Source organism: Bowmanella yangjiangensis, from assembly GCF_017255015.1.
Taxonomy (GTDB): domain Bacteria; phylum Pseudomonadota; class Gammaproteobacteria; order Enterobacterales; family Alteromonadaceae; genus Bowmanella; species Bowmanella yangjiangensis.
Map to the genome: position 1 here is coordinate 16,343 of NZ_JAFKCS010000027.1, position 26,799 is coordinate 43,141.

The following is a 26,799-nucleotide window of genomic DNA, read 5'->3' on the forward strand; positions in this document are numbered from 1 at the left end:
TCGATTTAGATGAATTGACTCTCAAGCTGGCTCTTTGTTCCAGAACTACTGCATTACACGTAGGTATCTATACCCATAGACTGCTGAATTTCATCTTTCAGTTGGTTGCGCGCCAAACTCTGGTAAGCCTCAATAGCCTGCTGCCCCCGTGAATTGGGCTGTTCGTAGAATTGTTGTTGCTGGTAACGGTATTTGTCTGCCTGTACTCGCGCATCTTCATTACCCTGACGCACTACGACCTGACTGCGTGGATATTCAGTAGGTGCATCATCTTGCGGCTTACGCGCGGACTCCTCCCGCGCAGGTCCCCTGATCGCAGGATTTACCACTAGCCCTTGCTGCTGGGCAATAATTGAGGATTCTATTTCCACTTAACTACCATGGACTATTTAGTTAACCCTAACATTGCTGAATAAAACACTAGATTAGTGAACAGCTTTGCTTATATCCAGCCTATCAATAGGCAAAAATCGTACCGTAGAGCACACTATTCTCTACCCGGTAATTTTTTCCAAGTGACTTTGTCGCGCAGATAGACAGGTTCCACTTGCTCAACGGCTAATGCTTGCCCCAACCTCATGGCTTGTTGAGCCAACGGCAGCATGTACTCGGCAGTTGGGTAAAGAATATCCGTTAGAGGGCGGATATCTTTATTGGGATCAAGTTGCGGATATGCCTGCCACCCCGTTCCCACGCCATACCACCCAGATAGTTCCGCTCCAGGCACTGCCAGTTCAGGTGCAATCACTTGTTCTGTGTCTACAAGCTGCATAATGCCCTGATAACTTTTATAACGGCCGACGTACACTTCGTCCATTCTGGCATCAATGGCCGCAATGACCCTATCATGTCCATATATGTCCAATGCTTGTTGAGCCATAGTGGCCAAGGTAGAGATTGGAACAACAGGTAAGTCAGCGCCCATGGCCAATCCTTGAATCATACCCGTAGCAATGCGCACCCCGGTAAAACTACCCGGCCCACGACCAAAGGCCAGGGCATCTAAATGTGTCAGGCCAATGCCAGCGTCGGCCAACAGCTCATCAACCATAGGCAACAGTCGTTGGCTATGTTGTTGAGGACAGACCTCAAAGCGCGACAAGGTTTGCCCTTGATAGCTAAGGGCAGCCGAGCATGCCTCAGTGGCAGTATCAATAACCAATATATTCATGCAACCAGGTTCTCTTGTATTTCGGTTAAAAAGGCCAACGCATCCTGCAAAGTTCTAGTGCGGCGCATAGCGGGCAAACTGGCCAGGAAGATCTTGCCATAGTCTCGGGTAACCAGGCGATTGTCGCATATCACTAACACACCACGATCGGCGTAGTCCCTTATAAGACGCCCAGCCCCCTGTTTCAAAGCAATAACCGCCTGAGGAATCTGCAATTGCCCGAACGGATTACCGCCGTGCTTACGACAATCTTCAATTCTAGCTTCGAGCAGAGGGTCATCAGGGGCAGCAAAGGGCAATTTATCAATCATGACGCAGGTTAGCGCATCACCACGAACATCAACGCCTTCCCAAAACGCTCCGGTCCCCAACAGCACTGCATTTTTGGCTTCAAGATAACTATCCAATAAGGCACGTTTGCTGGTTGTGCCCTGCACTAATATTGGATTGTCTATGCTTCCCTCAAGGGCCTGAGCAACTTCTCTCAACATTGCATGACTGGTAAACAGCAAGAAACAGCGTCCATCACTGGCCTTTATTAGTTGCCTGGCTACTTTCACCAGAGTTTCACGCATGGCAAAAGCACTGGGTTCGGGCAAGTATCTGGGTACGCAGAGCATGGCCTGATTGGCATAATCAAAAGGACTGTCCAACGCCAGTGTTTTGGCGTTACCCAGCCCCAATTGCCGGGTAAAGTGTTCAAATCCGTCCCCTACCATCAGCGTGGCCGAAGTAAACACCCAAGTACGTTTAGGCTCGGCCATATAGTCGGCAAACTTTCGGGCAATAGACAATGGGGTTAAATGCAAAATGATATGTTTAGGGGTAGTTTCATACCACAAGGTTACCCCTTTCTTGTCAATATCGGTGAGACGTTCCAGTTCACCTCGCGCCTGCGCGCAACGCTCATAAATTGCATCCAGATCTTTATCGCGCCCCAAATGCAGTTTTACTACCTCATAAACCACATCCAGAATTCCACGCAGCTTATCAACTTGCTGCGTTACTGCTTCAACTTCCAATGCCTGACGCCAATTACCCTTCTCCGGAGTTTCAGGGAACAGCAGGCGCAGATCCGAGGTCACATATTTCAGCTTCTCAGCAACTTTACTCAGCTGTTGCGCATCTTTAAGTTTTGTTCGGTAAACCAATTCCATGTCCATACCCAGTTCTTGTAACTGACGGCTGGACAAAGCTTCGCCAAAGTATTCAGTGGCAATATCCGGGATCTGATGTGCTTCATCAAACAAAATGACATCGGCTTCAGGGATAAGCTCACCAAAACCAGTATCTTTTAGCGCCATATCGGCAAAGAACAAATGGTGATTTACCACTACCAGATCGGCATCCAGCGCTTGTCGTCTGGCTTTAACCAGATAACAGTCTTCATAGTCAGGACAATCCTTACCCAGACAATTATCTTGAGTAGATGTGACAAAAGGCAGCACCCTGGCATCTTCTGCCAGCTCCTTTAATTCGCCTACATCACCTGACTTAGTGCTGCTGGCCCACTGCCTGACGACACTAAACTCGTGCAGTAAGCTCTTATCCGTAACGGCACTGCCGGCAGAATGTTGCGACAATCGGTGCAGACACAAATAATTTGCCCGCCCTTTCAGCAATACTGTTTGCTTATTAGTGGCTAACGCCTTTTTCAACAAAGGTAAATCCCGGTGAAATAGCTGCTCCTGCAAGTTTTTTGTACCTGTAGAAACAATCACCTTTTTATTGCTTAACAAGGCCGGGGCCAAATAGGCAAAGGTTTTTCCCGTTCCTGTACCAGCTTCAACCACGAGTTGCTGTTTATCCTTAATGGCTTGCTGCACAGCTTCAGCCATACTGGTTTGCGCTGCTCGCGGAATAAAGCCTTTGATGACTGTAGATAAGGCACCATCTTTGGCAAATACTTGCTTGATTGTCGGCATGCTGTCTCCTCTAGGCGCGCAATTATGCCAAAAAGCCACTAGGGATACAGTGCTTTATAGAGCCTAACTGCATTCATCAGCTTAATGACCTATGATTCATACTCGAAAAAGCAAGAGTCGATTAACCATTGAAATATGTTCTACCTGTTTGATTTTTGGCTGGCGCTTTCTATAGTGGGATTTGGTCATGATATAACTCATACTTTACGAGACAGGAATTAGCCCAACTGCAGAAATCAACGACTAACCTAAAATAACCATTGCAAGGTTGTTCATCGCCCCAAATTACCTTGTGGTCATAATTGCGTCCCAACTTCGCCGCCGTATTCAATCATGAATAAAGTGTTAAAATTTGTAATATTCCCCTGTGCCTGTGTGGGATTGACAAACCCGCAACGGAATAATTAAGCAAAGTTGGAGCGTCAATATTTTGGCACTTTAAATAAGTTAAGCTAAATTCAAATTGCTGACGTAATATATCCAAGTAATCACTTTCAAAGTGTTCTATAAAAATTGTCTTATTCGTGCCTAAACTTGGCCTGATAATTTAATTTAGTATTGCAAATATATTAACTAAGCATTATTTTTGTATGCCTACCCTATCAACCATTGTGACTCAGAATTTATACAAGGTGGACGAATGAGCGACTTCATCAATATTTTAACGCACGCCCGCAGATTGCAAGCTGCAGTAAGAGAATTATCTGTTACCGAACTGGAACAGGTTGCTGAAAAATTGGCCGCTGTTATTGAAAACAAGAAAGAACAGGAAGCCGAGAAAGAGCGTGAACAGGAAAAGAAACAGGCTCTGAAAGACGCTATTTTGAAGCAAATGCAGGAAGCCGGTTTAGGTCTGGAAGATTTGGCAGGTGCGGAAGCAAGCACCAGCAAGCGCTCAGGCCAAAAGCGTCCAGTTAAATACCGTTTCACTGATAAGTCCGGTAAAGAGCATACCTGGACGGGCATTGGTCGTATTCCCAAAGTATTCGCTGAATTAAAAGAGCAAGGTAAACTGGACAAGCATTCCGTTTAATCTGCTCAGCAGCATAAAATAAAGGCCGGTATTCCGGCCTTTTTTATTTATACCTGATTATTTCCACGGATAATCCATCCCCATGTTTTCTGTGGCATTCTGCACTCATCGCTTCATACGTCAGACATTGGATGCTTTGCCTATAATGAGAATGAGCAAAGTTGAGATACATCACTGTCACACCTTATTGGTAACCAGTAACAAAAAGGAAGCACCGGCATGCAGCCACAAATTCAACAAGCCATTAATCAGATCGGACAACTCATTATTGGCAAACAGCAGGAAATACGCCTTGCCCTGAGTTGTATGCTGGCCGGTGGCCATTTATTAATAGAAGATCTGCCTGGCATGGGCAAAACCACGTTATCTCACGCCTTAGCTCAAGTGTTTGGTCTGGATTTTTCTCGTATCCAGTTCACTTCTGATTTACTGCCAGCCGATATGTTGGGAGTCAATATCTACGATACTCAACAGCAACAATTTCATTTTCATCCCGGCCCTATATTCAGCCAAGTGGTACTGGCCGATGAGATAAATCGCGCCAGCCCCAAAACCCAAAGTGCATTGCTTGAAGCCATGGAAGAGCGCCAGGTGAGCTTGGACGGACAAACTCATGCTCTGCCATCACCATTTTTTGTTATAGGTACGCAGAATCCCCTGCATCAGGCTGGCACCTATCCCCTGCCAGAATCGCAACTGGACAGATTTTTGATGCGCATCCAATTAGGTTACCCCAACTGGCAAGCCGAGAAGGCCATGTTGCAACAAGCATATAACGATCGAGGTGAAAGCTTGCCAGCCATGATTGACAGCACACTTAGAGTGTCCCTGCAAAAACAAATCCAAGACGTGCATGCATCAGATGCCATTTTGGAGTACATACTTCGCCTCGTCACCTTTAGTCGAGAGTCTGAACTTTTCGCCAATGCTTTATCACCCAGAGCCAGCAAAGCCCTGCTATTAGCAGCAAGAGCCTGGGCAGTAACAGATAACAGGGACTATCTTATCCCCGAGGATATCCAGGCGGTATTACCTGCCGTGGCTGAACACAGATTACGTTCATCCCAAGCTGATGGATTAGCCCATGCCAGCCTGAGCCGAAAGCTCTTGGAATGCGTTGATACGATGGCGGCATAATGATAGCTGGCTACATACAGCGCAGGATGAATAAATGGCTGAGCAGACGGATTCCGCCAGCTCAACAAATTTTCCTCAACCGCAGCAACATTTTTATCTTCCCTTCCCGATTTGGCTTTCTCTATCTTAGTCTCTGCCTGGCCTTGTTCGTGCTTGGCACCAATTATCAGAACAACCTGATCCTGCTATTAGGATTTTTCCTACTCGCCCTGATGCTAGTCAGTTTGTTTGCCAGCTATCTGAACTTTTCAGGACTGATTCTGCAACTGGGGAAACTCAATAACAGCTATGCAGATACACCTATACTCTTCCCTATATGGTTAGACACTCAGGAACAGTCAAAGGCAGGTAAAATCCACTTTGCCTGGTATGGCAACAAGGCCGAAAGCGCTGCAGAGCTGGACAGCCTAACCAATCCTGTCACCTTGAGTATTACACCGTACAAAAGAGGAGTGTTTTCACCTCCAAGGCTAACCCTGAGTAGCTACTACCCCTTGGGTTTGTTCCGCTGCTGGACACATCTTGCCTTTAACGCTCAGGTTGTTGTTTATCCCACACCTATAGCCAAGCCATGGCCTCTTACTACCAAGCACAGCGAGACTCAGGGCGAGCATGCTGCCCTGCAATCCAGCCAGGGATTAGGTCAAGATGATTTTGATTCTTTAACTGAGTATCAACAGGGCCAGCCCCTTTATCACGTGGCCTGGAAGCAAGCAGCCAAAGGCCAGGGTTTACTTAGCAAAAAGTTTGCTGCACAAGTTCAACAAAGCGGTTGGCTAGTATTAGCAACGACAGAAGAAGATCTGGAAGAAAACTTGTCCCGACTATGCTTTAGCTGCTTAGAGCTGGATGCGAAAGGTTGGGTATTCGGTCTCCAATTGCCCGGCAAAGAAATACCGCCGGGGAAAGGCCAGGCCCACCTGCAAGCCTGCCTGACCGCACTCGCGATGTTCCGGGCAGTCTGACATGTTAAGGCTAAACCCATCCTCAGAAAACCGCGCTCACCTGCTACTGACCTTTGTGCTATTTACTCTGAGCATAAGTCTCTATGCCCCTTTGCAACTTTGGGTACTGCTCCTGGTAACCTGCGCAGCAGTGATGCGTTTTAGTTTGTATATGAACTGGCAGAAGCATCAGTTATCTGTACGTACCCTCAATCTAATGGCGGTCCTATGCGCTATTGTTCTGGCCTACTTTGGCTGGGAGCTGGGGTTATTGCTTGGCATGCTCAACCTGTTAGTGATGGCAAGCAGTCTTAAGCTCATGTTACTGGCCACGCGCAGAGATTACTTTCAACTGATTGGCGTGCAGTTTTTCCTGCTAGGTGCCGCTTTGGTGTTCAATCAGAACATTGCATTTAGCCTGTTCTACGCCGTTCTATGTCTGCTTTTGCTAATGAGTCTGGCATTTCACATCAATCCATCCGCTTCCTGGTTGATATTGTCCAAACGGGTGGCGACGCTTTGTCTTCAGGCCCTGCCCATTGCCATTTTGATGCTACTGGTTCTACCTAAACTTGGCCCTCTGTGGCAAATGCCCACGGCAAAGGGTGCCCATACGGGTTTGTCAGATAAGGTTACACCGGGAGATATTGCTGAACTGGCCCGCTCCGCTGACTTAGCCTTCAGAGTAACCTTCGAGCAGGATGTCCCCCCAGCTAATCAGCGTTACTGGCGAGCATTGGTAATGGAAGAATTTGATGGCCGCAGTTGGCAGGTGCATCCATACCGGCAACGCATTACCGACAGATTCTGGCGGGCTGGTTTGCCTTTTACTCCGCAGGTGAGTGGCGCCTACTACGAATATCAGGTGATTGCCGAGCCGACTCAACAGCGCTGGCTTTTTGCGTTAGATACAGCGGTCAGCCAGGATCAGCACCTTTGGCAAAACCATGATTACACCTTGCAAAGCAGGATTCCGCTGCAATCGGCTTTAGCCTATAGGGTAACATCCTATTATGACAATCAATTGCCGCCTGCGCTGCCACAAGTAGATGGGCGTTTAAACCTGCAACTCCCAGAAGGCGGAAATCAGCGAACCCAAGCCTGGGCCACTGAACTTTGGCGGGACAATCCAACTCCCCAAGCATACATCCGTGCCATCGCCTCGCATATGCGCCAGCAGGGTTTCAGTTACACACTGAAACCTCAGCCGATGCCGGTTGACCCCATAGACACCTTTTTGTTTGAGCAACAGGCTGGTTTTTGCAGTCACTATGCCAGCACTGTCGCCTACTTGCTGAGACTGAATGGGATCCCCGCGCGCCTGGTAACCGGCTACCTTGGCGGTGAAATGCGTACCGACCAATATATGAGTGTTTATCAGTACGACGCCCATGCCTGGGTGGAGTGGTTGTCGGAAGATGGCTGGCAGCGCTTGGATCCCACGGCCTGGGTAGCCCCAATGCGCATTCAATATGGTCTCGAGCAAGCGGTTGCCCACGAGCAGAGCTTTCTTGCCGATATGCCTCTCTCTGGACTGCGCGGCATGGCCGTTTTTCAGGCATTACGAGGGTGGCTGGACGACATGGATTATCTGTGGAGTCGCTGGATCCTGGGTTTCGACCGCAAAAACCAGCAGGATTTGCTTAAAGCCCTGCTGGGTGATCTGAGCCCTGCCAAACTCGCCTTATTTGGCCTGGGGGCCCTGGCAACTATTGCCATGTTGCTGGCGCTTTATCATATAAAACGCTGGTTATTGGTAAAGCGCGACCTGCCAAACTGGTACTATCAAAAAGCACTGGCACTGCTTGCCCACAGCGGCATAAAGCGCACTAAGAACCAGGGGCCAGCAGATTTCTGTGCACAGGTGGAGAAACAGGTGCCGCCATTAAGCGCTCAGCATTTCACTGCCCTGACGCGCTGCTATACCAATTTATGCTTCCGACCGCTGTCACCTCAGCAACACAAACTGCAACTTCGTCAGATGCGTGATTTACTGACCAAACTCAGGCGCAGCCTGCGTTTGGATGTTTAGCCTTAGCTTTTCAGGCGCAAATGCAGGGTGATCTCTTCCCGATCATGATACAAATGCTTGGCTTGAATCCGATAGGCACGGCTGCCCATTGCTTCCTCAATCGCCTGTAAGGCTTGCTGCACTGTCTCAAACCGCCTTTTCATAGGTAGTTTAAGATTAAAAATGGCTTCCTTACACCAGCCTTCTGTTACCCAGTCGGCCATCAATCTGGCCACTCTGACCGGCTGCTCAACCATATCGCAGACCAGCCAATGGACATTCTTTTTCTTGGGTCTGAATTTAAACCCATCCTCTGCGTAATGACGAACTTGTCCGGTTTCCATCAAGCTCGGTGCCATAGCACCATTGTCCACCGATTGTACAAAGAGTCCACGGCGCACCAGCTGATAGGTCCAGCCACCAGGACAAGCACCGAGATCGACGCCGTGCATGCCGGGTTGAAAACGGCTCTCCTGCTCTGTTGGCGTCAGGAAGGTTTGAATGGCTTCATCCAGTTTCAAACTTGAACGACTTGGCGCATCGGCCGGCGTCTTCAGACGCATAATGCCAAGCGCATGGGGGCTCACAGAAGCAGGCTCCGCAAAGCCAAGGAACAGCTGTTGGCTACTGGTAAAAAAGGCAAATAGCACCGGCTTTTTGGGGTTTTCTTTTTGGGTCAGCTTACCAGCTTTACGTAAAGCCTGACGGAGCGGCACCGAGAACTTACGGCAAAACTTAGACAGCTCTCGTCCTTCAGTAGTATCCGGATATTCAACCCGTAAGTCACCGCATAATGGAAACTCTTCACAGGCTGCCAAAATGGGACTGATCCTGTCTGTTGGGTCAAGCGCTTCCAATACAGCCAGACAGGCGAACTGCTGACGGGAAAAGATAACCTGACTAAGGGGTAGCTGGCGAGCTAAACGTTCGGCATCATCTTGTTGATAACAATCAAACAAAACAAAGGCACTGTTTGCTTTGGTACGAGCAAAACCAAACACTTCTAGTTGTGCGGCTTTTTCCTGCAACTCATTGGCAAGATCACCTTCAAAACCGGCCCGGCAATAAGCTAATAGTCCCGCCATCAGGCTGACTCCCCCTTCAATGCGGCAATAAGCAGCAGTAACCAACCAAGAATAAAGGCCACGCCACCAATGGGAGTAACCGGACCAAACCACTTTATGCCTGTCACAGCCAACAAATACAAACTACCGCTGAACAGCAATACACCAACACCCATACTCAGCGCCGACCATTTAATCAAGGCCAGTGGTTGCTGGCGATAAAGTACGAACAAAAGTACCAGCGCCAATGCATGCCATAACTGATACTGCACAGCAGTTTGAAAGGCACTGAGCAAAGGTTCTGACAAGCGACCTTTCAAACCATGTGCGGCAAAGGCGCCGAGCATTACGCCGGTCATGCCGTAAAACGCCCCGAGTGCCAGGATCCACTTCATAAATGTGCTCCGATAAACGCTGCCATGTGCTGACAGGCAATTTGCATATTGTCGTTCAGGCTCACACCTGATGCCTTACGGGGTTTGAAACTATGATCGCCGTCGTGTAGAAAGGCTATGGTTACCCTGGGGTTAAGCTGATAATCAGTAACTTCCGTTTCCTGACCAAAGGTGTCACGCTGGCCTTGTATAATAAGCACAGGCTTCCCCTCGTCCTGAAGATGCGCTATGCGAAGTTTTTCGGGTTTCCCAGGAGGATGAAAGGGATACCCCAGACACACACAGCCTGAGACAGACAGATCATTGACCATCATGGATGCCACCCTGCCGCCCATGGATTTACCGCCAATAAAACGCGGTAAGTTAGTCGGCACACTGTCTAACACCTCTAACAAAGCATTTTGTAATACTGGCATGGGATTAGGCGGGCGCCTTTTACCTTCCTGCTCAGCTTTTTGCATGTAAGGGAAATTGAAACGATAGACATCAACACCTTTCTGGCTCAACCCTTGCGCTATTTGCTGCATAAAATCACTGTGCATGCCGGCACCGGCACCATGCGCAAGCAGCAAACTGGCAATGGGCTGCTCGGCCTTATCAACTAAAATCATCAAGTTCTTGTTCTTCTTTAACTTGTGTTAACACCCAGTCGCGAAAGGTCGCAATTTTACCTAGCTCGGCCTGCGATTCGTGGCACACCACATAGTAAGCATTTTTGGTAATCAACTTTTCTGGAAAAGGACAAATCAATCGCCCTGCCTGGATCTCAGGGCGAGCAAGAACCGAATGCCCCAGCGCTATCCCCTGGCCCAGTGCCGCTGCCTGCAACACCAACATCGAGTGGCTGAAAATGGGCCCTTGGTTAACATTGACTCCCAATACATTGAACTCGCGGATCCAATTTTTCCAAGGCTCTCGAGAGGCATCATGCAAAAGCTGGTGATAACGCAGGTCATCCAGGGTATCCAGCGGCTTATCCGACTGGAAAAGCAAGGGGGAACAGATAGGCGTCAGATACTCGGTATGCAGCTTATCCGCCTGCAGGCCAGGCCATTTACCGCGGCCATAATAAATAGCCACATCCACATCGTCGGTCAGGTGCCCTTCATCAAAATCCACGGCCTTGATACGCACATCAATATCCGGGTACTGAGCACTGAATTTATGAATACGTGGCACCAACCACTGAATAGCAAAACTCGGTGGTAGAGCAACAGTGATGGCGCCTTTTGCCCCGCGTGCCAGCAAGCGCTGCGTGGCATCTTGCAAAGAGCTGAAGATATCCTTGATATCCAGGTAATAGCCCTGGCCTTCTTCAGTCAGCAGTAACGAGCGGTTCTTACGCAGAAACAATTTAATCCCGAGGAATTCCTCCAGGGCCTTAATTTGGTGGCTGACCGCGGCTTGAGTAACAAATAACTCATCAGCCGCACGCGTAAAGCTCAAGTGCCGCGCGGCAGCCTCAAACGCCTTGAGGGAATTTAAAGGGGGTAGACGGCGTGACATCAATATGACTCTTTCATTAGTTTTTCTAATCTATTTACCTAAATTAATGTCAATTTAACGCTTGCAACAATTAGGTTATATTTTAACCGTGAAATAAAAAATCACTTTATACGCAACAAGTTACAGACGTTCAACAAAACATTTCTGTAACAAAAATCTCACTAAAGCGTAATTTTAACATTATTTTTACTTAAGGTATTGCAGATGAAAAACTCTATCAAATTTCTTAGCCTCGGCCTAGTATTGCTAGGTAGCCAAAGCGCTAGTGCCAACGTACTACTCGACAAAGAATTTCTGGCACAACAAACACTGGCCCAAGTTCAAGCTGCCGTTGCCAGTCTCGAATTGCCTCTGGCCAAACCCGTTATCGAAGAAGTCAAAAGCGTACTGTCACTGACAAACGAGGATAACAACGCGGAGCTTATCGTTAAAGCAACTTCGCAACAGGAATTGTTGAATAAGGCAGATTAATTCTTACCCTGCAATTCCCCCAAACATAAGGCAGCCTTTGCCCAGTGTTAACAATTACGCCCTGATGACGGGGTGCATTACCCCGTCTTCTTGCGCCGTCTTTCACTTCCCGCTTGATAAACTCAATCTGCGCTCAATCAGTGCCAATCCTGTCTTCTCTCCAGCCGGTGCATACCCCATTGAAGATGGATTCATAAAACCATGCATCCACTCCATCTGCATGAGCTGAATACGATCCCGCCCGGCTAAAGACTGCATAACCGGCGCCAGAGCAAAATGCGCTTCATGACATGGAAAGACTAAGGTGGTGTCTACCTTTGGCGTGAGATGCAAAGCATGCCGAATCTGTCCAGGATAAAAACCAATAAAATGACTAATCTGTTTACCCTGATATTCGGCCAGCGCCCGCCAGCAGGCAGAGGCCCCGGCGCTGAAGGCCACGATCAGCGTCTCCTCAGTAAGGTCACGAATATATGCGCTAACCCTATCCTGATAACACTCATGGTCACAGAGTTGCATAAAAGACTGATAGGCATGCTGCTCGTCAATAAAATCCATTTTATCTGTATAAGGCGACAAGCATCTTATCTGTCCAGCAGGAAAAACGGCCCTAATTGGGTTTAGCCACGGGCCGTCGCCAAAAATATCCGTAATCAGCAATAGCTGCATTAACTGGCGCTGGTATCCAGTGGTGCAAAACCTTTAATCAAATCATCCAAGGCCTTCATCTGCTGCAGGTAAGGCTCCAATTTGTCCAATTGCAGCGCACAAGGGCCGTCACATTTAGCTTGATTAGGATCCGGATGGGCTTCAATAAACAGCCCTGCCAACCCTAGTGCCATACCACTGCGCGCCAACTGCGCGGCCTGTGCACGACGTCCATCAGCAGAATCTGCACGACCACCGGGTTTTTGCAAAGCGTGCGTCGCATCAAAAATCACTGGCGCAAAGGCTTTCATTTCATCCATACCCAACATATCAACCACTAGGTTGTTGTAACCAAAGCTGGTGCCCCGCTCACATAAAATCACCTTATCATTACCCGCTTCCATGAACTTGTTGATGATATGACGCATCTCATGCGGTGCCAGAAACTGCGGTTTCTTGACGTTGATCACCGCACCGGTTTTAGCCATGGCCACCACCAAGTCGGTCTGACGGGCTAAAAAAGCCGGTAATTGAATCACGTCAACCACTTGTGCAACGGGCGCGGCCTGGTATGGTTCATGCACATCGGTAATAAGCGGAACCTCAAACTGACGCTTAATTTCTTCAAAGATTCGCAGCCCTTCTTCCATACCAGGACCTCGATATGAAGTTACCGAGGAGCGATTAGCCTTATCAAAAGAGGCTTTAAATACGTAAGGAATACCCAAACGTGTGGTCACTTCCTTGTAATGCTCAGCAATACGTAGCGCCAGCTCTCGGGATTCCAGTACGTTCATCCCACCAAACAAGACAAAAGGTTTGTCATTCGCGACTTGTACACCAGCGAATTCTACCTGCTGCAGGTTACTCATCCTGCTACTCCTTTCATAATCAAACCACAAAGATAGGCCATATAGGTACCCAGGCCATACCCCATCACCGCCAGTAATATTCCAACCGGCGCCAGTGAAGGGTGGAAAGCGGCAGCCACCACAGGAGCAGAGGCTGCACCGCCGACGTTAGCCTGGCTACCAACTGCCATATAGAAAATGGGGGCGCGAATAAGTTTTGCCACAGCCAACATCAAGGAGGCATGTACCAACATCCAAATGATACCCAACACAAAGAAAACCGGGGTCTCAGCAATTTTGGTCACGTCCATATGCAAACCGATAGTAGTGACCAGAATATACACAAACAAACTACCCACCTTTGACGCCCCGACTTGTTCCAGATGACGCAATGGGCTGAAAGACAAAGCAATACCGATAGTGGTCGCAATTACCACCAACCAGAAAAACTGACTATGCAAGCTGTACTGCTCGCCCCAGGGAGCATGTTCCACCATCCAGGGCTGAATAGCATCAGCCAGGAAATGCGCAATACCACATGCACCAAATCCGATGGCGAATATGGCAACCAGGTCATTCAAATGTGGAATGCGGCGTTTCTCAGCTTCGTATTTTTCAACTTTGACGATGATATCCTGGATAGCCGAAGTATCAGCGCCACTTTTGGCATCCAATTGTTTAGCATTGGCGGCCATGATCAGCAAAACAGCCATCCACAAATTAGCCACAATGATATCGACCGTGACCATGGTAGAGAAAATTCCCCCACCCACTTCGAATATTTCTTTCATGGCAGCTTGGTTAGCACCACCACCTATCCAACTGCCGGCAATGGTGGTCAGTCCCCGCCAGACTTCATCTGGCCCTTGCCCATTCATGGCATCAGGGGCGACAGCCGACATAATCAATAACGCAATGGGTCCGCCAATAACAATACCCACAGTACCGGTCAAAAACAGAATCAGGGCTTTAGGGCCAAGCGCAATGATCGATTTAAGATCCATACTCAATGTCAGTAATACCAGACAGGCTGGTAATAAATATCGGGATGCCATGTAATACGCATTGGACGTATGTCCATCCACAATGCCGAAGGTATTCAGCAGTGAAGGAATGAAATAACAAAGCAACAAAGCGGGAACATATCGGTAAAACTTTTTGAAAAATGGCTGGTTGCTGTGCGACGTGTAAAATACGCCCCCCAGGATCAGGGCCAGCAAGCCGATCACCACGGCGTCGTTGGTGATCAATGCGGAATGGGTCATTCAGACCTCCTTATTATTTCTGGCAAGTCGGTAAGCTTGCACTTTTTAGTGCAGCACGGCCGGCTCTCTATAATAATGCTTAAGTTGGAGCTTCAACAGCATGGCCGCAGGGTCCTGCGGACATTGGCTGATGTAATAGCGGTAGTCTGCCAGCGCCCCACTGTGACAATCAAGTTGCTGCGACAAAAAGCCCCGGTCACGACGCTCATAAGGGTCATCCGGATGCAATTGCACCAACATATCGCTGGCTTGCCAGGCTTGTTCAAACTTGAGCTCATGGATAAATGCACTCTTCATGTTCAACAACAGACGGGATATTGTTTCCCTGTGACTGGCAGGCTCCAGCCATCTGGTCCATTGCGAAGACTCCTCTGCATCCTCTTCTTCAAAATCTGACATTAATGCCTGGCATTGATGTTCAAGCTCAGACCATTTCAATGCGATACCATTTAGAGGATCAAAAAACTGCATTCTTCCCGATGCTAAGCGCAGACGAACAAGATGATGGCCGGGTAAGTTGATGCCTTGTAAGTCAAAACCCAATGCACGGCCAATATGACAGAACAGCAGGGCCAGACTAATACAGCCCCCCGTACGATAGGCGATAACTTTATCCATTCTGACCATATCAGACGCCATTAAGTCATGTCCCGGACCAAATGCCAGCTCGGTATAAAAGAAACGTTGATAAGCAACAAACGGCTCAAAAGCGCCTTCCAGCCGTTGCTTGCCCATGTCTACCCACTCTTGCACCTGGCTAAGATGCATTTCGACATCGATGGGCGCAAACATTTGCCCCACCAACAAGGCAGCCTCAAGTGGCTGCGCTTGCTCAATACGCGATAACAAAGACGACACTCTCTACCTCTGGCGGCAACTACTGCAAGGTCGACAGATGATCAACTGTCAGGAAAACAACAAGGGTTGCTTAAATACGGCTACTTTGGCAGCAAATAACAACCAGCAAATCGCGCCGACAAAACCTATCCAGCGTATACTGTTAGTGCGTCCCAGTTTTAGGGCAACCAAGCCCATCAGGATATACAGTAGTACAGCCATCAGTTTTTCTGTTACCCAGGCATTAACGAAAGGATACTGGGCAATCAGCACACACAAAGTGATAGCACTGGCCAGCAAAACCGTATCAACGACATGAGGAACAACTTTAACCCACTTCTTCTGCAACATTGAGGAGCCTCGTTGCAGCCAGAAAAAGCGTAAGATGAACAACGCAATGCTAATTGCGATGGCGGTGAGATGAAGGTGTTTTACCAAAGTGTACATAGCGCATTCCGCTTATTGTAATTATAGTCTCAGGGGCACAGGGCCCCGCTGCGCGTAAACTTTACTGTGCCTTGCCAAGAAAAGCGAGCGCCAAGTGCGGCGCCAAATCTAAGCCCATGAGCAAGGAGTAAATTTCCTTTAATTGGGGTCATTAACCTAATGACAGGGCAAGTCATCCGGATAAGCGAAACAGATAGCTTCCAATTTGTCTCTGTTTGCCAGCAATATATCCACGAGTAAGGGGTCAAACTGTTTGCCACGCTGGGACTCAATCAAGTCTAAGACCTTATCCAAAGGCCAGGCTTCCTTGTAGCAGCGTTTTGCATGCAAGGCATCGAACACATCAGCAAGAGACGTAATGCGACAAAATATATGGATTTCCTCCCCCTTCAATCCACGGGGATAACCATTTCCATCCCAGTATTCATGGTGATCGCGGGCAAGTAATGCCGCCGCTTTGATAATAGGGCGGCGGGAGTCCTTTAGCAATTCATAGCCAAACTCAGCATGGCTACGCACAATTTCCTGTTCTTCTTCGTTCAACTTGCCGGGTTTGAGCAGGATTGACTCAGGCACTTTTAACTTTCCGACATCGTGCAGTGGTACCGCCAGTTTTAAAACATCAATATCGTCCTGGCTTAAGCCATATTCCCTGCCCAACATCTCACTGATCAGGGTCATACGCTGAATATGCTTACCACCACCCATCTCCTTTTCCAGGATTTGGCCAAGGCGCTCGACTATTTCTCGCTGGGTATCTTCGATATCCTTAGTCAACAGCACATTGTCAAAAGCGATCTGCACATTTTGCGAGAAAATTTCCAACAGGTGCTTGTCGGTATCGGTCAATCTTCGTGGCAAGCCAGAAAGGTAAAGTAACGAGCCGCGCATGTTCTTACTGTTACAGTAAGCCACCAGGTATTCGTCGGCATAAACGATTTCCTGCTCGCGTAGCGCTTGTCGGCAAGACTCCAACTGGTTACCACTTAGCACTTTATCCAGCGGCAATCCTTCCTGATTAGCAAAGTCGCCTTTACCAGTAAATACGTAAAACTCAGAGGATGGGTCACTGTCGATGGGACGCGGGCCTGCCACGGCGGAGGTAATATAGGCTGCATCTTGTGTTCCCCCAAGTAATGAGGAAAGCTGTTGCACTATGCCGTCGATAAAGCTTTCCAACGAGTGAATACTGAATAAATCCGCCGATGCAGCGATGATTTTTTCCAACCCTTTGCGGTTTTCTTCAATCACCATAATGTCGCGGTAAGAGCGCAAGGTAGCAATCACAACCGTGAAAAGTTTCTGTGCCGTCAGCTCAGTCTTGGATTTATAATCGTTGATATCATAGTTGATGATGACATGCTTTTCGGGCGCCTGACCAGGTTGGCCAGTTCTGAGAATAATACGCGTAAAATGATTGTTTGCTTCGCCGCGGATAAACTCAGCCACTTGCAGGCCGGCATCATCGGTCTCCATCACCACATCCAATAAAACAATGGCAATGTCATCGTGTTCGAGGAAGACACGTTTAGCTTCGGCACCGGTATAGGCACTGATAAATTCTATGCCCTTATCCTGAAAAACAAAGTCGCTTAATGCCAGTTTGGTGACGGCATGAACTTCAGGTTCATCATCAACGATCAGCACCTTCCAGGTACTTCTTTCCTCTACAACATCCTCTTCCGACTCATCCAGGAACAACAGATCGTCTGACATCATGGCGCCTCCGCGTCTACCCTTTAGCTGTGCTCATATTTTTAACGCTACCCGTTAGCAGGATAGTCTGTCTGAGCAAGACGGCAAGTTATACCATGTCAGGCCATTGCCCCAGGGTAACCCTGTCCAGACCGGCCAGATCCTTTAGGGTGTTGCTCCCCATAAAACCGGCTTGTTGCATCAGGTCTCTTACCGCCTGCCCTTGTGCGTGTCCATGTTCCAGCAGTAACCAGCCAGAATCAACAAGATATTGACTTGCCTGGGAAATTATTTTGCGCAGGTCAGCCAAACCCTGATCTTCAGCGGTAAGTGCACTGAGGGGTTCAAACCTGACATCCCCTTGTGTTAGGTAGGGGCTGTGCGGTTCAACATAGGGAGGGTTGCTAATAATCAGCGAATAGCGGTGTTGGTCAATGGCGTCGAACCAATTACTGGCAAAAAAGCGCACCTGCTCGAGGTTATTTTGCCTGGCATTCAACCTGGCCAGTTCGACACTTTGGTCTATGCGGTCAACGCCGGTTACTGTCCAGCTTTGCCTCTCACTAGCCAGCGCCAGGGCAATGGCCCCGGTGCCGGTACCAAGATCCAACGCATCTATTGGTGTATCGTCAAACAAGGATAACGCCGTTTCAACCAGTAATTCGGTCTCTGGACGTGGGATCAGGGTATGCTCGTTGACCGTCAGACTTAAGGTCCAAAAATCCCGGGTTCCGGTCAGGTGGGCAACAGGAAGACCTTGAACGCGCTTACGAATCAGGTCTTGGAATTGTTGCCAGGTGTTTTCGTCTAATAATTTTTCCGGCCAGGTGTGCAGGTAAACCGCCGACACCTGCAAACAATGGCAGAGTAACACTCTGGCATCCAGGCTGGCAGAGTCGGAACAGGTCAGCTCTGACCTGGCCCACTGCAATGCATCCTGGATAGTCGGAGAATCAAGCCTCATCTGACAGAGAAGCCAACAAATCAGCCTGATGTTCCTGACGAATAGGATCCAGAATACCGTTCAGGTCACCTTCTACAATCTCATCTAGCTTGTATAAGGTTAAATTAATGCGGTGATCCGTTACCCTGCCCTGCGGGAAATTGTAGGTGCGAATGCGTTCAGAGCGATCGCCGCTGCCGACCAAATTACGCCGGGTGCTGGCTTCTTCAGATGCACGTTTATCCTGCTCAATTTGGTTAAGTCTGGCCTGTAATACCGACATAGCCTTAGCGCGGTTCTTGTGCTGCGAACGTTCATCCTGACACTCCACCACCAAGCCAGTTGGTAAGTGGGTAATACGAATAGCCGAATCGGTTTTGTTAACGTGCTGACCACCGGCTCCGCTGGCTCTGAAGGTATCAATCTTCAGCTCTGCCGGGTTAATAGTAATGGCTTCTGACTCAGGTAACTCGGGCAACACAGCCACCGTACAGGCCGAAGTATGAATACGCCCCTGAGATTCGGTTTCAGGCACACGCTGTACACGGTGGCCACCTGACTCAAACTTAAGTACACCGTATGCCCCGTCGCCTATAACATTAGCAATGACTTCTTTGTAACCGCCATGCTCACCTTCGTTAGCACTGACAATCTCTACCCGCCAGCGACGCCCTTCGGCATAACGGCAGTACATGCGGAACAGGTCACCGGCAAAAATCGCCGCTTCATCACCGCCGGCGCCGGCGCGAATTTCCAAAAAGCAGTTACGCTCATCGTTGGGGTCTTTGGGAAGCAGCAGCAGTTGTAATTCGGTTTCCAGGCTGGCCAGACTTTGCTTAGCCGCTTTAATTTCTTCCTCCGCCATCTCACGCATCTCGGCGTCATCTTCCTTAAGCATTTCCTGGGCGCTTTGCATATCGTCCTGGGCCTGGCGGAAGGCACGGAAGCATTTCACTAATTCTTCCAGTTGCGCGTATTCCTTGGACAAGTTGCGGAACTTTTCTTGATTGGAAATGATACTGGCTTCGCCCAACAGCGCTTGAACTTCTTCAAAACGCTCCATCAGGGATTCCAGTTTTGCTAATACGGATGGTTTCATAATGTTTTAATTTTCCTAGATCTTTTCCAATCCCAAGGCCCGTTGCAACAGGCTGAGGCTGTTATTGTCCTGACTAAGGGCGGCCTCTTTAATGGCTTGGGTAGGCGCATGGATCAAGCTGTTGGTCAGCTTATTGGCCAGCTCAACAATTACCTCCTCAGGGTTCTTGCCATCCGCCAACTGTTTGAGCGCCCGCTCTTGTAACTTTTGCTTATTCGCTTCACTTTGCGCACGGTAGTCCCGCACCAAATCCATGGACGCCTGTGCGTCATGCCACTGGACAAAATCACGTACGGCAACATCAATCATGGCTTCGGCTTTTTCTGCCGCACTTTGCCTGGACGCCAAATTCTGCTGCACGATTTGCTGCAAATCATCCACGGTATAAAGGTAGGCATCGTCCAATTCGGCGACTTCAGCCTCTATATCCCGGGGAACAGCCAAATCGACTAAAAACATGGGCTGATGACGACGATTTTTTAATGCCCGTTCAACCACCCCTTTACCCAAAATAGGCAATTGGCTGGCAGTAGAACTGATGACCATATCGGCTTCGGCTAGATGCTCGGGGATCTGCGCCAGGGTTAGCACTTTTGCGCCAAGAGGGGCCGCCAGTTCCTGTGCTCTTGCCAACGTTCGGTTGGCCACCATCATGCTCTGTACCTTTTGCTCACTAAGATGCCGGGCCACCAACTCGATGGTTTCTCCTGCACCAATCAACAGTACATTGATTTTGTCCAGTGATGAGAATATGTGTTTGGCCAGTTGCACTGAGGCATACGCCACCGACACCGCATTGGCGCCGATGTCCGTATCAGACCTAACTTTCTTGGCTACCGAGAAAGTTTGCTGGAACAACCGTTCAAAACGGCTTCCCACCATGCCACTGTCTTTGGCACAAACAAAAGCCTGCTTAACCTGCCCCAGAATCTGAGGCTCCCCCAGTACCAGAGAATCCAGACCACTGGCTACCCGCATCAAATGGCGAATGGCATCCTGCTCTTCATATATATAGCTGTTGGATTGCAAGGTATGTTGCTCAACGCTATGAAATTGCGCCAACCAGGCCATTAACGCCGGATGGGTGAGATTTTCCGATTGGGTATAGATTTCCGTTCGGTTGCAGGTGGAGAGAATCACGGATTCCTGGCTGCCCAGTTCACTTTGTAAGGACAACAAAGCTTCCAGCTGCGCATCGGCCGAAAACGCCACTTTCTCTCGGACTTCCACAGGAGCCGTGTTGTGATTGATACCGAGTGCGAGTAAGGCCATGTGGTTGTCGAGTTATTTCAGATATGCCAAGGATTACGGCGTCGCATTGTACGCAAAAGCCAAACCTATTGAAAGCGTCCGGCATTTTGTGTTCCCATAGCCGCCATTCAAGCTTTGGATACACATCATGCCTTTCACCCGTATGCGCCTGTTTGGCTACCTGTTGATCGTTAGCTTACTCAGCGCCTGCGCAACCCCCCCCACAGTGGAATATTCGGTTAACGCCCGTCAGCACCAGCAACAATTAGCACAACTTCAGAATTGGCGTATCAACGGCAAGCTCGCCTATCGGGGTGAGAAAGAGCGCTTCAGCGCCACACTCAACTGGCAACAACAGCGTGAAGACTATTCGCTGGGTCTGAGCAGCTTTATCGGCACCCGTATACTGACGCTGCAAAGGTCTGATGAGCAAATTAGCCTTGAGTACGAAGATCGTACTTATCAGCACCATGACGCCAGTGCCTTGCTGTATGACCTGACAGGTTGGTCCATTCCAGTTGAGCAAATTCCGGCTTGGCTAAAGGGTCAGGTATCAGCTAATAACCAGGCTATATTTGCTGAAAATGGTTTACTACAACAAATACGCACCAAGGAAGGCTGGCTAGTGAATCTGAGTGATTATCGGCAAACCCAGAACTACATTCTGCCCTATCAGCTAGAACTGAAAACCCCCAGTGATTTGATAAAAATTCGAGTAGATAAATGGCTAGTGAACTAACGTGGTGGCCGTCCGTGGCCAAACTCAACTTGTTTTTGCATATCACCGGACGACGGGAAGACGGATATCATAATCTTCAGAGCCTTTTCCAATTACTGGATTGCGGGGACAGGCTGGCCTTCGAGCCCACAGAAGATCATCAAATCGCCTTGATGACGCCTTTGGTCGGTGTGCCCGATGAAGATAATCTCATCGTTAAGGCCGCCAGATTGCTGCAGCCCTTCGCTGCCGACAATGCGGGTTGCAAAATCTGGTTGGATAAACGCTTACCTATGGGGGGCGGTATTGGCGGTGGTTCCTCCAATGCGGCCACCACCTTGCTGGTGTTAAATAGTCTGTGGCAATGCAATCTCTCGTTGCAAAAGCTTGAACAACTTGGCTTACAACTTGGCGCAGATGTCCCAGTGTTTGTGCATGGCCGCACAACCTTTGCCAGTGGCGTCGGCGAGCAGTTTGTCGATGCACCGCAACCACAACATTGGTTCTTAGTCGCCACGCCGGGTGTACATATCGCAACCGCCGATATCTTTCGCCATCCTGAGCTGCCCAGACAAACACCAGTCATGAATTGGCAGGATTATACTTTTGACAACACAACCAATGACTGCCAGGAATTGGTCTGTCGATACCATCCGAAAGTTGCAAAGCTATTACACTGGTTGTTAGAATACGCGCCGTCGCGAATGACGGGCACGGGTTCCAGTGTCTTTGCCGTTTTTGCAGACCAATCACAGGCATTAAAGGTGCTCGATACCTTGCCTGATGAGTTTATGGGGTTTGTCGCTCAAGGGGTCAACATCTCTCCTCTGCACAGTCAACTTGAGCAGCGCAAAACGGACTAGACTAGATAAACGTTCCTATTGCCATACAGAAGAATGGGGTCAGGGTAAAATTACACAGCCGGGATTTTCAATAAACACCTGTGAATGCGTTAATTTTACCCTGACCCCATTTTTTTGAACCTTGTAATTGATAGCCTACTGAGGATCCTACTGTGCCGGATATGAAGCTATTTGCTGGAAACGCCATTCCAGAACTCGCCCAGAAAGTCGCCGATCGACTCTACACCAAACTGGGCCATGCCAGTGTAGGACGATTCAGCGACGGCGAAATCAGCGTCGAAATTCATGAAAATGTACGCGGCTCTGATGTCTTTATTATCCAGTCGACCTGCGCCCCGACCAATGACAATCTAATGGAATTGATCGTGATGATCGATGCCCTACGTCGTGCATCGGCAGGCCGTATTACGGCAGTACTGCCCTACTTTGGTTATGCCCGTCAGGACCGCCGTGTTCGCAGCGCCCGCGTACCTATCACAGCAAAAGTAGTGGCGGATTTTCTGTCTAACGTTGGTGTTGACCGCGTACTGACCGTTGACCTGCACGCCGAGCAGATTCAGGGCTTCTTTGATGTACCAGTGGATAATGCCTTCGGCACGCCGATTCTGTTGGAGGATATGCGCCAGCGTCAGTTTGACAACCCTGTGGTCGTGTCTCCTGATATCGGTGGTGTAGTCCGTGCCCGCGCCCTGGCCAAAGTAATGAACGATCTGGACTTGGCCATTATCGACAAACGTCGCCCTAAGGCTAACGTCTCTCAGGTTATGCACATTATTGGTGACGTGCAGGATCGCGACTGCATCATTGTAGACGACATGATTGATACCGGCGGCACTTTGTGTAAAGCAGCGCTGGCGTTAAAAGAGCACGGCGCTAAGCGAGTTTTCGCTTACGCTACCCACGCGATTTTCTCCGGGAATGCTGCGCAAAATCTTAAAGAGTCTGTCATTGACGAGATTGTTGTAACCGACAGTATCCCGCTGTCTGCCGAAATTCAGGCATTAGACAAGGTTAAGCAACTAAGCTTGTCGAACATGCTCGCAGAAGCGATTCGTCGGGTAAGCAACGAAGAATCCATCTCGGCTATGTTCGAATACTAGTCTGAATGCGTTTCAAAAAGCCGCTCTAGTACAGCGGCTTTTTTATTTTAGGGGTAGCCCCGTATTCTAACGACTTGATTCAGACTGGATTCAGCCCTACCTTGGACAATAATGCTACAGCTTTTACAAGGATGCTTATGCGCGCTCTACCCGCTTTATTATTAATCGGCCTGATGGCAGGCTGTCAGACCGAAAGTCAAACCACTGCCGCCACTATCAAGCAGGAGCCAGCCATGTCATCCAAAGATGAAAAACAAACCAGTTTGGTGTTTCAGGGCACGGTCAAATACAAAAGCTTTGAAGGCGGCTTTTACGCTATTGATGCGCAAAATGGTGAGAAGTATCACCCAATGGGACTGGCTAAAGAATACCGTCGTGATGGCCTGATTGTCGCGGTAGAAGCCCAAGCCATAACAGACCTAATGACTATCCAACAATATGGTACGCCGATTAAAATTCTGTCTATTCGGATTATTGACGACACTCAGGTAAGCCAAAAAGGCAACGAGCAGTAATCCAAGGTTAGACCGGACAATAAATCATCGGCGACTCAATAGCTAACGTCTTGTGTCACCCCGCCCCCGGTGTTAGAATTCGCCGCCCTTTTTTGAAGGGTAGATAATTCTTGTGGGATTTTGGTCGCGAAATCTCACCTACTTAATATTTTGGAGTAAATTATGTCTGAAGCGATTTTTAATCTGGATGCAGAAGTCCGCACAGACCTGGGGAAAGGTGCGAGCCGCCGCCTGCGTCGTGAAGACAAAGTACCTGCAATCCTGTACGGTGCCGGTGAAGAGCCAGTATCTCTGACTCTTGAGCACAACAAAGTACTGCAAGCTCAGGAATTCGAAGCTTTCTACAGCCACGTTCTGACTCTGAACATCGCTGGTAAAAAAGTAGAAGCCCTGGTTAAAGACATGCAGCGTCACCCATTCAAGCCAAAAGTGACTCACATCGACTTTTTGCGCGTTGATGCTAAGCAAGCTTTGACTACTCACGTACCTTTGCACTTCATCAACGAAGATTCAGCTCCAGCTATCAAGACCCAAGGTGGTCACGCAGAGCACCACGTTGCTGACGTAGCAATCAGCTGTCTGCCAGCTAACCTGCCTGAGTTCATCGAGGTAGATCTGACTGCTGTTGAACTGGGTCAAACCCTGCACTTGTCTGACCTGAAACTGCCTAAGGGTGTAACCCTGGTAGAGCTGGCCAAAGGTGCCGATCACGACCAAGCTGTTGTGACCATCAAGGCTGCTAAAGGCGGCGCTGCTGCTGGTGAGGACGAAGCCAAGTCTGAGGAATAATCCTCTTGGCTGATATCCAGCTGATCGTGGGCCTGGGAAATCCGGGCCCCGAGTACGAAAAAACCAGGCACAATGCAGGTGCCTGGTTTGTTACTGCCCTCGCCCGCCAATATGGCATATCCCTGAGTCTGGATAATAAATTCTCTGGCCTTACCGGACGCGGCAACATTGCCGGTCACGACGTGCGCCTGCTTATTCCCATGACATTTATGAACCGCAGCGGTCAAGCTGTGGGAGCCATGACGAACTTCTACCGTATTGAACCTGCCAACCTACTGGTGGCGTTTGACGAATTGGATTTACCTCCTGGTATTGTCAAACTCAAAACCGGTGGCAGCTCTAGTCAAAACGGTATTCGGGATATCGTCGCCAAAATGGGCAACAATAAAGATTTTCACCGTTTGCGGATTGGTATTGGTCACCCGGGAGACAAAAATAAGGTCACCGGGCACGTGCTGGGTAAAGCACGTGCAGAAGAGCAGCAATTGATCGATGCGGCTATCGACGAAGCCATTCGTTGCACGGAAATACTATTAAAAGACGGGATGACTAAGGCGATGAATCGCCTGCATTCGTTTAAAGCGGAATAACTTGAGGAATCACCATGGGTTTTAAATGTGGCATCGTTGGCTTACCCAACGTCGGTAAATCTACCCTGTTCAATGCGCTGACTAAAGCTGGCATTGAAGCGGCCAATTTCCCGTTTTGTACCATCGAACCCAACACTGGGGTGGTACCTGTACCAGATACACGTTTGGACGACTTGGCCAAAATAGTCAATCCGCAGCGCGTCATCCCGACCACCATGGAATTCGTCGATATCGCCGGTTTAGTTGAAGGCGCGTCCAAAGGTGAAGGATTGGGTAACAAATTCCTGGCTAACATCCGTGAAACCGATGCCATTGGCCATGTCGTGCGTTGTTTTGATAATGACAATATCGTGCACGTTGCCGGTAAAGTTGACCCGGCCGGTGATATTGATGTGATCAACACCGAATTAGCCCTGTCCGATCTGGAAACCTGTGAAAAAGCACTGTTGCGCGTAGGTAAGCGCGCCAAAGGTGGTGATAAAGACGCCAAATTTGAGATGCAGGTGCTGGAGAAAATTAAGCCCCACCTGGACGAAGGCAAAATGCTGCGTATGGTTGCGCTGGAAAAAGAAGAACTGGCAGCCATTGCCTATATGAATTTCCTGACCCTCAAACCCACCATGTATATTGCCAATGTGAATGACGATGGTTTTGAGAATAACCCTTACTTGGACAAGGTGCGTGACATTGCTGCGGCGGAGAATGCCGTAGTGGTTGCAGTATGTGCGGCTATTGAGTCCGAAATTGCCGAACTGGAAGACGATGAGCGCGCTGAGTTTATGGCTGATATGGGTCTGGAAGAGCCAGGGCTTAACCGTGTGATCCGTGCCGGTTACAGCTTGCTCAGCCTCAACACTTACTTTACTGCCGGTGTAAAAGAAGTCCGTGCCTGGACCTTCCCTATCGGTTCAACCGCGCCTCAAGCAGCGGGTAAAATCCACACCGACTTTGAGAAAGGCTTTATTCGCGCCGAAGTCTTTGGCTTTGATCACTTTGTTGAATTCAAAGGCGAAGCCGGTGCCAAAGATGCCGGTAAGTGGCGTTTGGAAGGTAAGGACTACATCGTCAAAGACGGTGATGTTATCCACTTCCGTTTCAACGTTTAAGACGAAAAGAGCCCGGTTTACCCGGGCTTTTTTATTGCCGCAAATTTACGTTGTGCCGGATCCAGACACAGATCTCTATGTGCGACGTTATTTTTTTATAAATTTAGCCGATGCACAGTAGATATGGGCGTTCCAACCGGCGAATTTTTCTCCACTTAGTATTAACAGCCCTACTCTTGCAGGATAATTATGTCCGGCCATTGGTACCCATTCCCCTGTTTAATTACTTAAAACTCTGTTGATTTCGCTGATATTTTCATCGTTATGCAGTGATTTCCCATCAATCTGAACAGATACTGAGCATTCGATACAAAGCTGTCAAAAAAGGGGTTGACGCTAAAAGGGAGGATCAGCATAATACGCGCCACTCAAGACGAGTACCGAAGATGGCTACGTAGCTCAGCTGGTTAGAGCACAGCACTCAT

28 protein-coding genes are annotated in these 26,799 nt (G+C 48.9%); 12 read left to right on the plus strand and 16 right to left on the minus strand.

Going from position 1 to position 26,799, the window contains the following annotated elements:
• Window positions 1-53 precede the first annotated feature (53 nt).
• From J0A65_RS19175 to J0A65_RS19185, 3 genes are all read right to left on the minus strand, one after another.
• Window positions 54-371 carry a hypothetical protein gene (locus J0A65_RS19175; RefSeq protein ID WP_206595952.1) on the minus strand — a complete coding sequence of 106 codons (318 nt, stop codon included), beginning with the start codon at window positions 369-371 and terminating at the stop codon, window positions 54-56.
• A 116-nt stretch (window positions 372-487) separates the two neighbouring features.
• Window positions 488-1,171, minus strand: a complete 684-nt coding sequence (gene tsaB / locus J0A65_RS19180; RefSeq protein ID WP_206595953.1) for a tRNA (adenosine(37)-N6)-threonylcarbamoyltransferase complex dimerization subunit type 1 TsaB — start codon at window positions 1,169-1,171, stop codon at window positions 488-490.
• Window positions 1,168-3,096, minus strand: coding sequence for an ATP-dependent DNA helicase (locus J0A65_RS19185; protein ID WP_206595954.1), 1,929 nt, complete (start codon window positions 3,094-3,096; stop codon window positions 1,168-1,170). The genes tsaB and J0A65_RS19185 overlap by 4 nt, the downstream gene beginning before the upstream one ends.
• 640 nt (window positions 3,097-3,736) lie before the next feature.
• Between J0A65_RS19185 and J0A65_RS19190 the strand changes: the two genes are divergently transcribed.
• The 4 genes from J0A65_RS19190 (at window position 3,737) to J0A65_RS19205 (ending at window position 8,242) form a co-directional block, all read left to right on the plus strand.
• Complete coding sequence (locus J0A65_RS19190) at window positions 3,737-4,129, plus strand: H-NS family histone-like protein (RefSeq protein WP_206595955.1); 393 nt, start codon at window positions 3,737-3,739, stop codon at window positions 4,127-4,129.
• A 219-nt stretch (window positions 4,130-4,348) separates the two neighbouring features.
• Window positions 4,349-5,266, plus strand: a complete 918-nt coding sequence (locus J0A65_RS19195; RefSeq protein ID WP_206595956.1) for an AAA family ATPase — start codon at window positions 4,349-4,351, stop codon at window positions 5,264-5,266.
• 26 nt (window positions 5,267-5,292) lie between these two features.
• Window positions 5,293-6,231 carry a DUF58 domain-containing protein gene (locus J0A65_RS19200; protein ID WP_206595957.1) on the plus strand — a complete coding sequence of 313 codons (939 nt, stop codon included), beginning with the start codon at window positions 5,293-5,295 and terminating at the stop codon, window positions 6,229-6,231.
• A 1-nt stretch (window position 6,232) separates the two neighbouring features.
• Entirely contained in the window at window positions 6,233-8,242 is a 2,010-nt protein-coding gene (locus tag J0A65_RS19205) for a transglutaminase TgpA family protein (RefSeq protein WP_206595958.1), read from the plus strand.
• Window positions 8,243-8,244: 2 nt separating this feature from the next.
• Here the strand turns inward: J0A65_RS19205 and rlmM are convergent, their stop codons facing one another.
• Genes rlmM through J0A65_RS19225 form a run of 4 tightly spaced genes read right to left on the minus strand, consistent with a single transcriptional unit; the run spans window position 8,245 to window position 11,186 of the window.
• Window positions 8,245-9,306: a 23S rRNA (cytidine(2498)-2'-O)-methyltransferase RlmM gene (gene rlmM / locus J0A65_RS19210; protein WP_206595959.1), complete on the minus strand. Its 1,062-nt coding sequence runs from the start codon at window positions 9,304-9,306 to the stop codon at window positions 8,245-8,247.
• Window positions 9,306-9,680, minus strand: coding sequence for a DUF423 domain-containing protein (locus J0A65_RS19215; protein ID WP_206595960.1), 375 nt, complete (start codon window positions 9,678-9,680; stop codon window positions 9,306-9,308). The genes rlmM and J0A65_RS19215 overlap by 1 nt, the downstream gene beginning before the upstream one ends.
• Window positions 9,677-10,291 carry an alpha/beta family hydrolase gene (locus tag J0A65_RS19220; RefSeq protein WP_206595979.1) on the minus strand — a complete coding sequence of 205 codons (615 nt, stop codon included), beginning with the start codon at window positions 10,289-10,291 and terminating at the stop codon, window positions 9,677-9,679. The genes J0A65_RS19215 and J0A65_RS19220 overlap by 4 nt, the downstream gene beginning before the upstream one ends.
• The gene (locus J0A65_RS19225) at window positions 10,278-11,186 is read right to left on the minus strand and encodes a transcriptional regulator GcvA (protein WP_206595961.1); all 909 of its coding nucleotides are present in this window, start codon (window positions 11,184-11,186) and stop codon (window positions 10,278-10,280) included. Before J0A65_RS19225 ends, J0A65_RS19220 begins: the two co-directional genes overlap by 14 nt.
• Window positions 11,187-11,390: 204 nt before the next feature.
• On the opposite strand from J0A65_RS19225, the gene J0A65_RS19230 reads away from it, so the two are divergent.
• The gene (locus J0A65_RS19230) at window positions 11,391-11,657 is read left to right on the plus strand and encodes a hypothetical protein (RefSeq protein WP_206595962.1); all 267 of its coding nucleotides are present in this window, start codon (window positions 11,391-11,393) and stop codon (window positions 11,655-11,657) included.
• 102 nt (window positions 11,658-11,759) lie between these two features.
• On the opposite strand, the gene J0A65_RS19235 is transcribed toward J0A65_RS19230, so the two are convergent.
• The 9 genes from J0A65_RS19235 to hemA all read right to left on the minus strand — a co-directional run bounded on the left by J0A65_RS19235 (window position 11,760) and on the right by hemA (window position 20,714).
• Window positions 11,760-12,215, minus strand: coding sequence for a hypothetical protein (locus J0A65_RS19235; protein WP_206595963.1), 456 nt, complete (start codon window positions 12,213-12,215; stop codon window positions 11,760-11,762).
• 110 nt (window positions 12,216-12,325) lie between these two features.
• Window positions 12,326-13,177, minus strand: a complete 852-nt coding sequence (kdsA, locus tag J0A65_RS19240) for a 3-deoxy-8-phosphooctulonate synthase (protein WP_206595964.1) — start codon at window positions 13,175-13,177, stop codon at window positions 12,326-12,328.
• Complete coding sequence (locus tag J0A65_RS19245; protein ID WP_206595965.1) at window positions 13,174-14,421, minus strand: DUF819 family protein; 1,248 nt, start codon at window positions 14,419-14,421, stop codon at window positions 13,174-13,176. Before J0A65_RS19245 ends, kdsA begins: the two co-directional genes overlap by 4 nt.
• A 45-nt stretch (window positions 14,422-14,466) precedes the next feature.
• A complete protein-coding gene (locus J0A65_RS19250; RefSeq protein ID WP_206595966.1) occupies window positions 14,467-15,279 on the minus strand; it encodes a SirB1 family protein in 813 nt (270 codons plus the stop codon).
• A 48-nt stretch (window positions 15,280-15,327) separates the two neighbouring features.
• On the minus strand, window positions 15,328-15,705 hold the full coding sequence (locus J0A65_RS19255; protein WP_206595967.1) for a SirB2 family protein: 378 nt from the start codon (window positions 15,703-15,705) through the stop codon (window positions 15,328-15,330).
• A gap of 156 nt (window positions 15,706-15,861) precedes the next feature.
• On the minus strand, window positions 15,862-17,421 hold the full coding sequence (locus J0A65_RS19260; RefSeq protein ID WP_206595968.1) for a DUF3369 domain-containing protein: 1,560 nt from the start codon (window positions 17,419-17,421) through the stop codon (window positions 15,862-15,864).
• 88 nt (window positions 17,422-17,509) lie between these two features.
• Window positions 17,510-18,364, minus strand: coding sequence for a peptide chain release factor N(5)-glutamine methyltransferase (gene prmC / locus J0A65_RS19265; protein ID WP_206595969.1), 855 nt, complete (start codon window positions 18,362-18,364; stop codon window positions 17,510-17,512).
• Window positions 18,354-19,442, minus strand: coding sequence for a peptide chain release factor 1 (gene prfA / locus J0A65_RS19270; protein WP_206595970.1), 1,089 nt, complete (start codon window positions 19,440-19,442; stop codon window positions 18,354-18,356). The genes prmC and prfA overlap by 11 nt, the downstream gene beginning before the upstream one ends.
• A gap of 15 nt (window positions 19,443-19,457) precedes the next feature.
• Window positions 19,458-20,714: a glutamyl-tRNA reductase gene (gene hemA / locus J0A65_RS19275; RefSeq protein WP_206595971.1), complete on the minus strand. Its 1,257-nt coding sequence runs from the start codon at window positions 20,712-20,714 to the stop codon at window positions 19,458-19,460.
• A gap of 127 nt (window positions 20,715-20,841) precedes the next feature.
• On the opposite strand from hemA, the gene lolB reads away from it, so the two are divergent.
• From lolB to ychF, 7 genes are all read left to right on the plus strand, one after another.
• Window positions 20,842-21,432, plus strand: coding sequence for a lipoprotein insertase outer membrane protein LolB (gene lolB / locus J0A65_RS19280; protein ID WP_206595972.1), 591 nt, complete (start codon window positions 20,842-20,844; stop codon window positions 21,430-21,432).
• Window positions 21,417-22,274 (plus strand): 4-(cytidine 5'-diphospho)-2-C-methyl-D-erythritol kinase, encoded by an 858-nt coding sequence (ispE, locus tag J0A65_RS19285; RefSeq protein ID WP_206595973.1) that lies wholly within the window; start codon window positions 21,417-21,419, stop codon window positions 22,272-22,274. The genes lolB and ispE overlap by 16 nt, the downstream gene beginning before the upstream one ends.
• A gap of 152 nt (window positions 22,275-22,426) precedes the next feature.
• On the plus strand, window positions 22,427-23,374 hold the full coding sequence (locus J0A65_RS19290) for a ribose-phosphate pyrophosphokinase (RefSeq protein WP_206595974.1): 948 nt from the start codon (window positions 22,427-22,429) through the stop codon (window positions 23,372-23,374).
• A gap of 137 nt (window positions 23,375-23,511) precedes the next feature.
• Window positions 23,512-23,889 carry a hypothetical protein gene (locus J0A65_RS19295; RefSeq protein ID WP_206595975.1) on the plus strand — a complete coding sequence of 126 codons (378 nt, stop codon included), beginning with the start codon at window positions 23,512-23,514 and terminating at the stop codon, window positions 23,887-23,889.
• A 162-nt stretch (window positions 23,890-24,051) separates the two neighbouring features.
• Window positions 24,052-24,678, plus strand: coding sequence for a 50S ribosomal protein L25/general stress protein Ctc (locus tag J0A65_RS19300; RefSeq protein ID WP_206595976.1), 627 nt, complete (start codon window positions 24,052-24,054; stop codon window positions 24,676-24,678).
• A 5-nt stretch (window positions 24,679-24,683) separates the two neighbouring features.
• Window positions 24,684-25,268 carry an aminoacyl-tRNA hydrolase gene (gene pth, locus J0A65_RS19305; RefSeq protein WP_206595977.1) on the plus strand — a complete coding sequence of 195 codons (585 nt, stop codon included), beginning with the start codon at window positions 24,684-24,686 and terminating at the stop codon, window positions 25,266-25,268.
• Between the two features lie 14 nt (window positions 25,269-25,282).
• Window positions 25,283-26,374: a redox-regulated ATPase YchF gene (gene ychF, locus J0A65_RS19310; protein WP_206595978.1), complete on the plus strand. Its 1,092-nt coding sequence runs from the start codon at window positions 25,283-25,285 to the stop codon at window positions 26,372-26,374.
• Window positions 26,375-26,799: the final 425 nt, after the last annotated feature.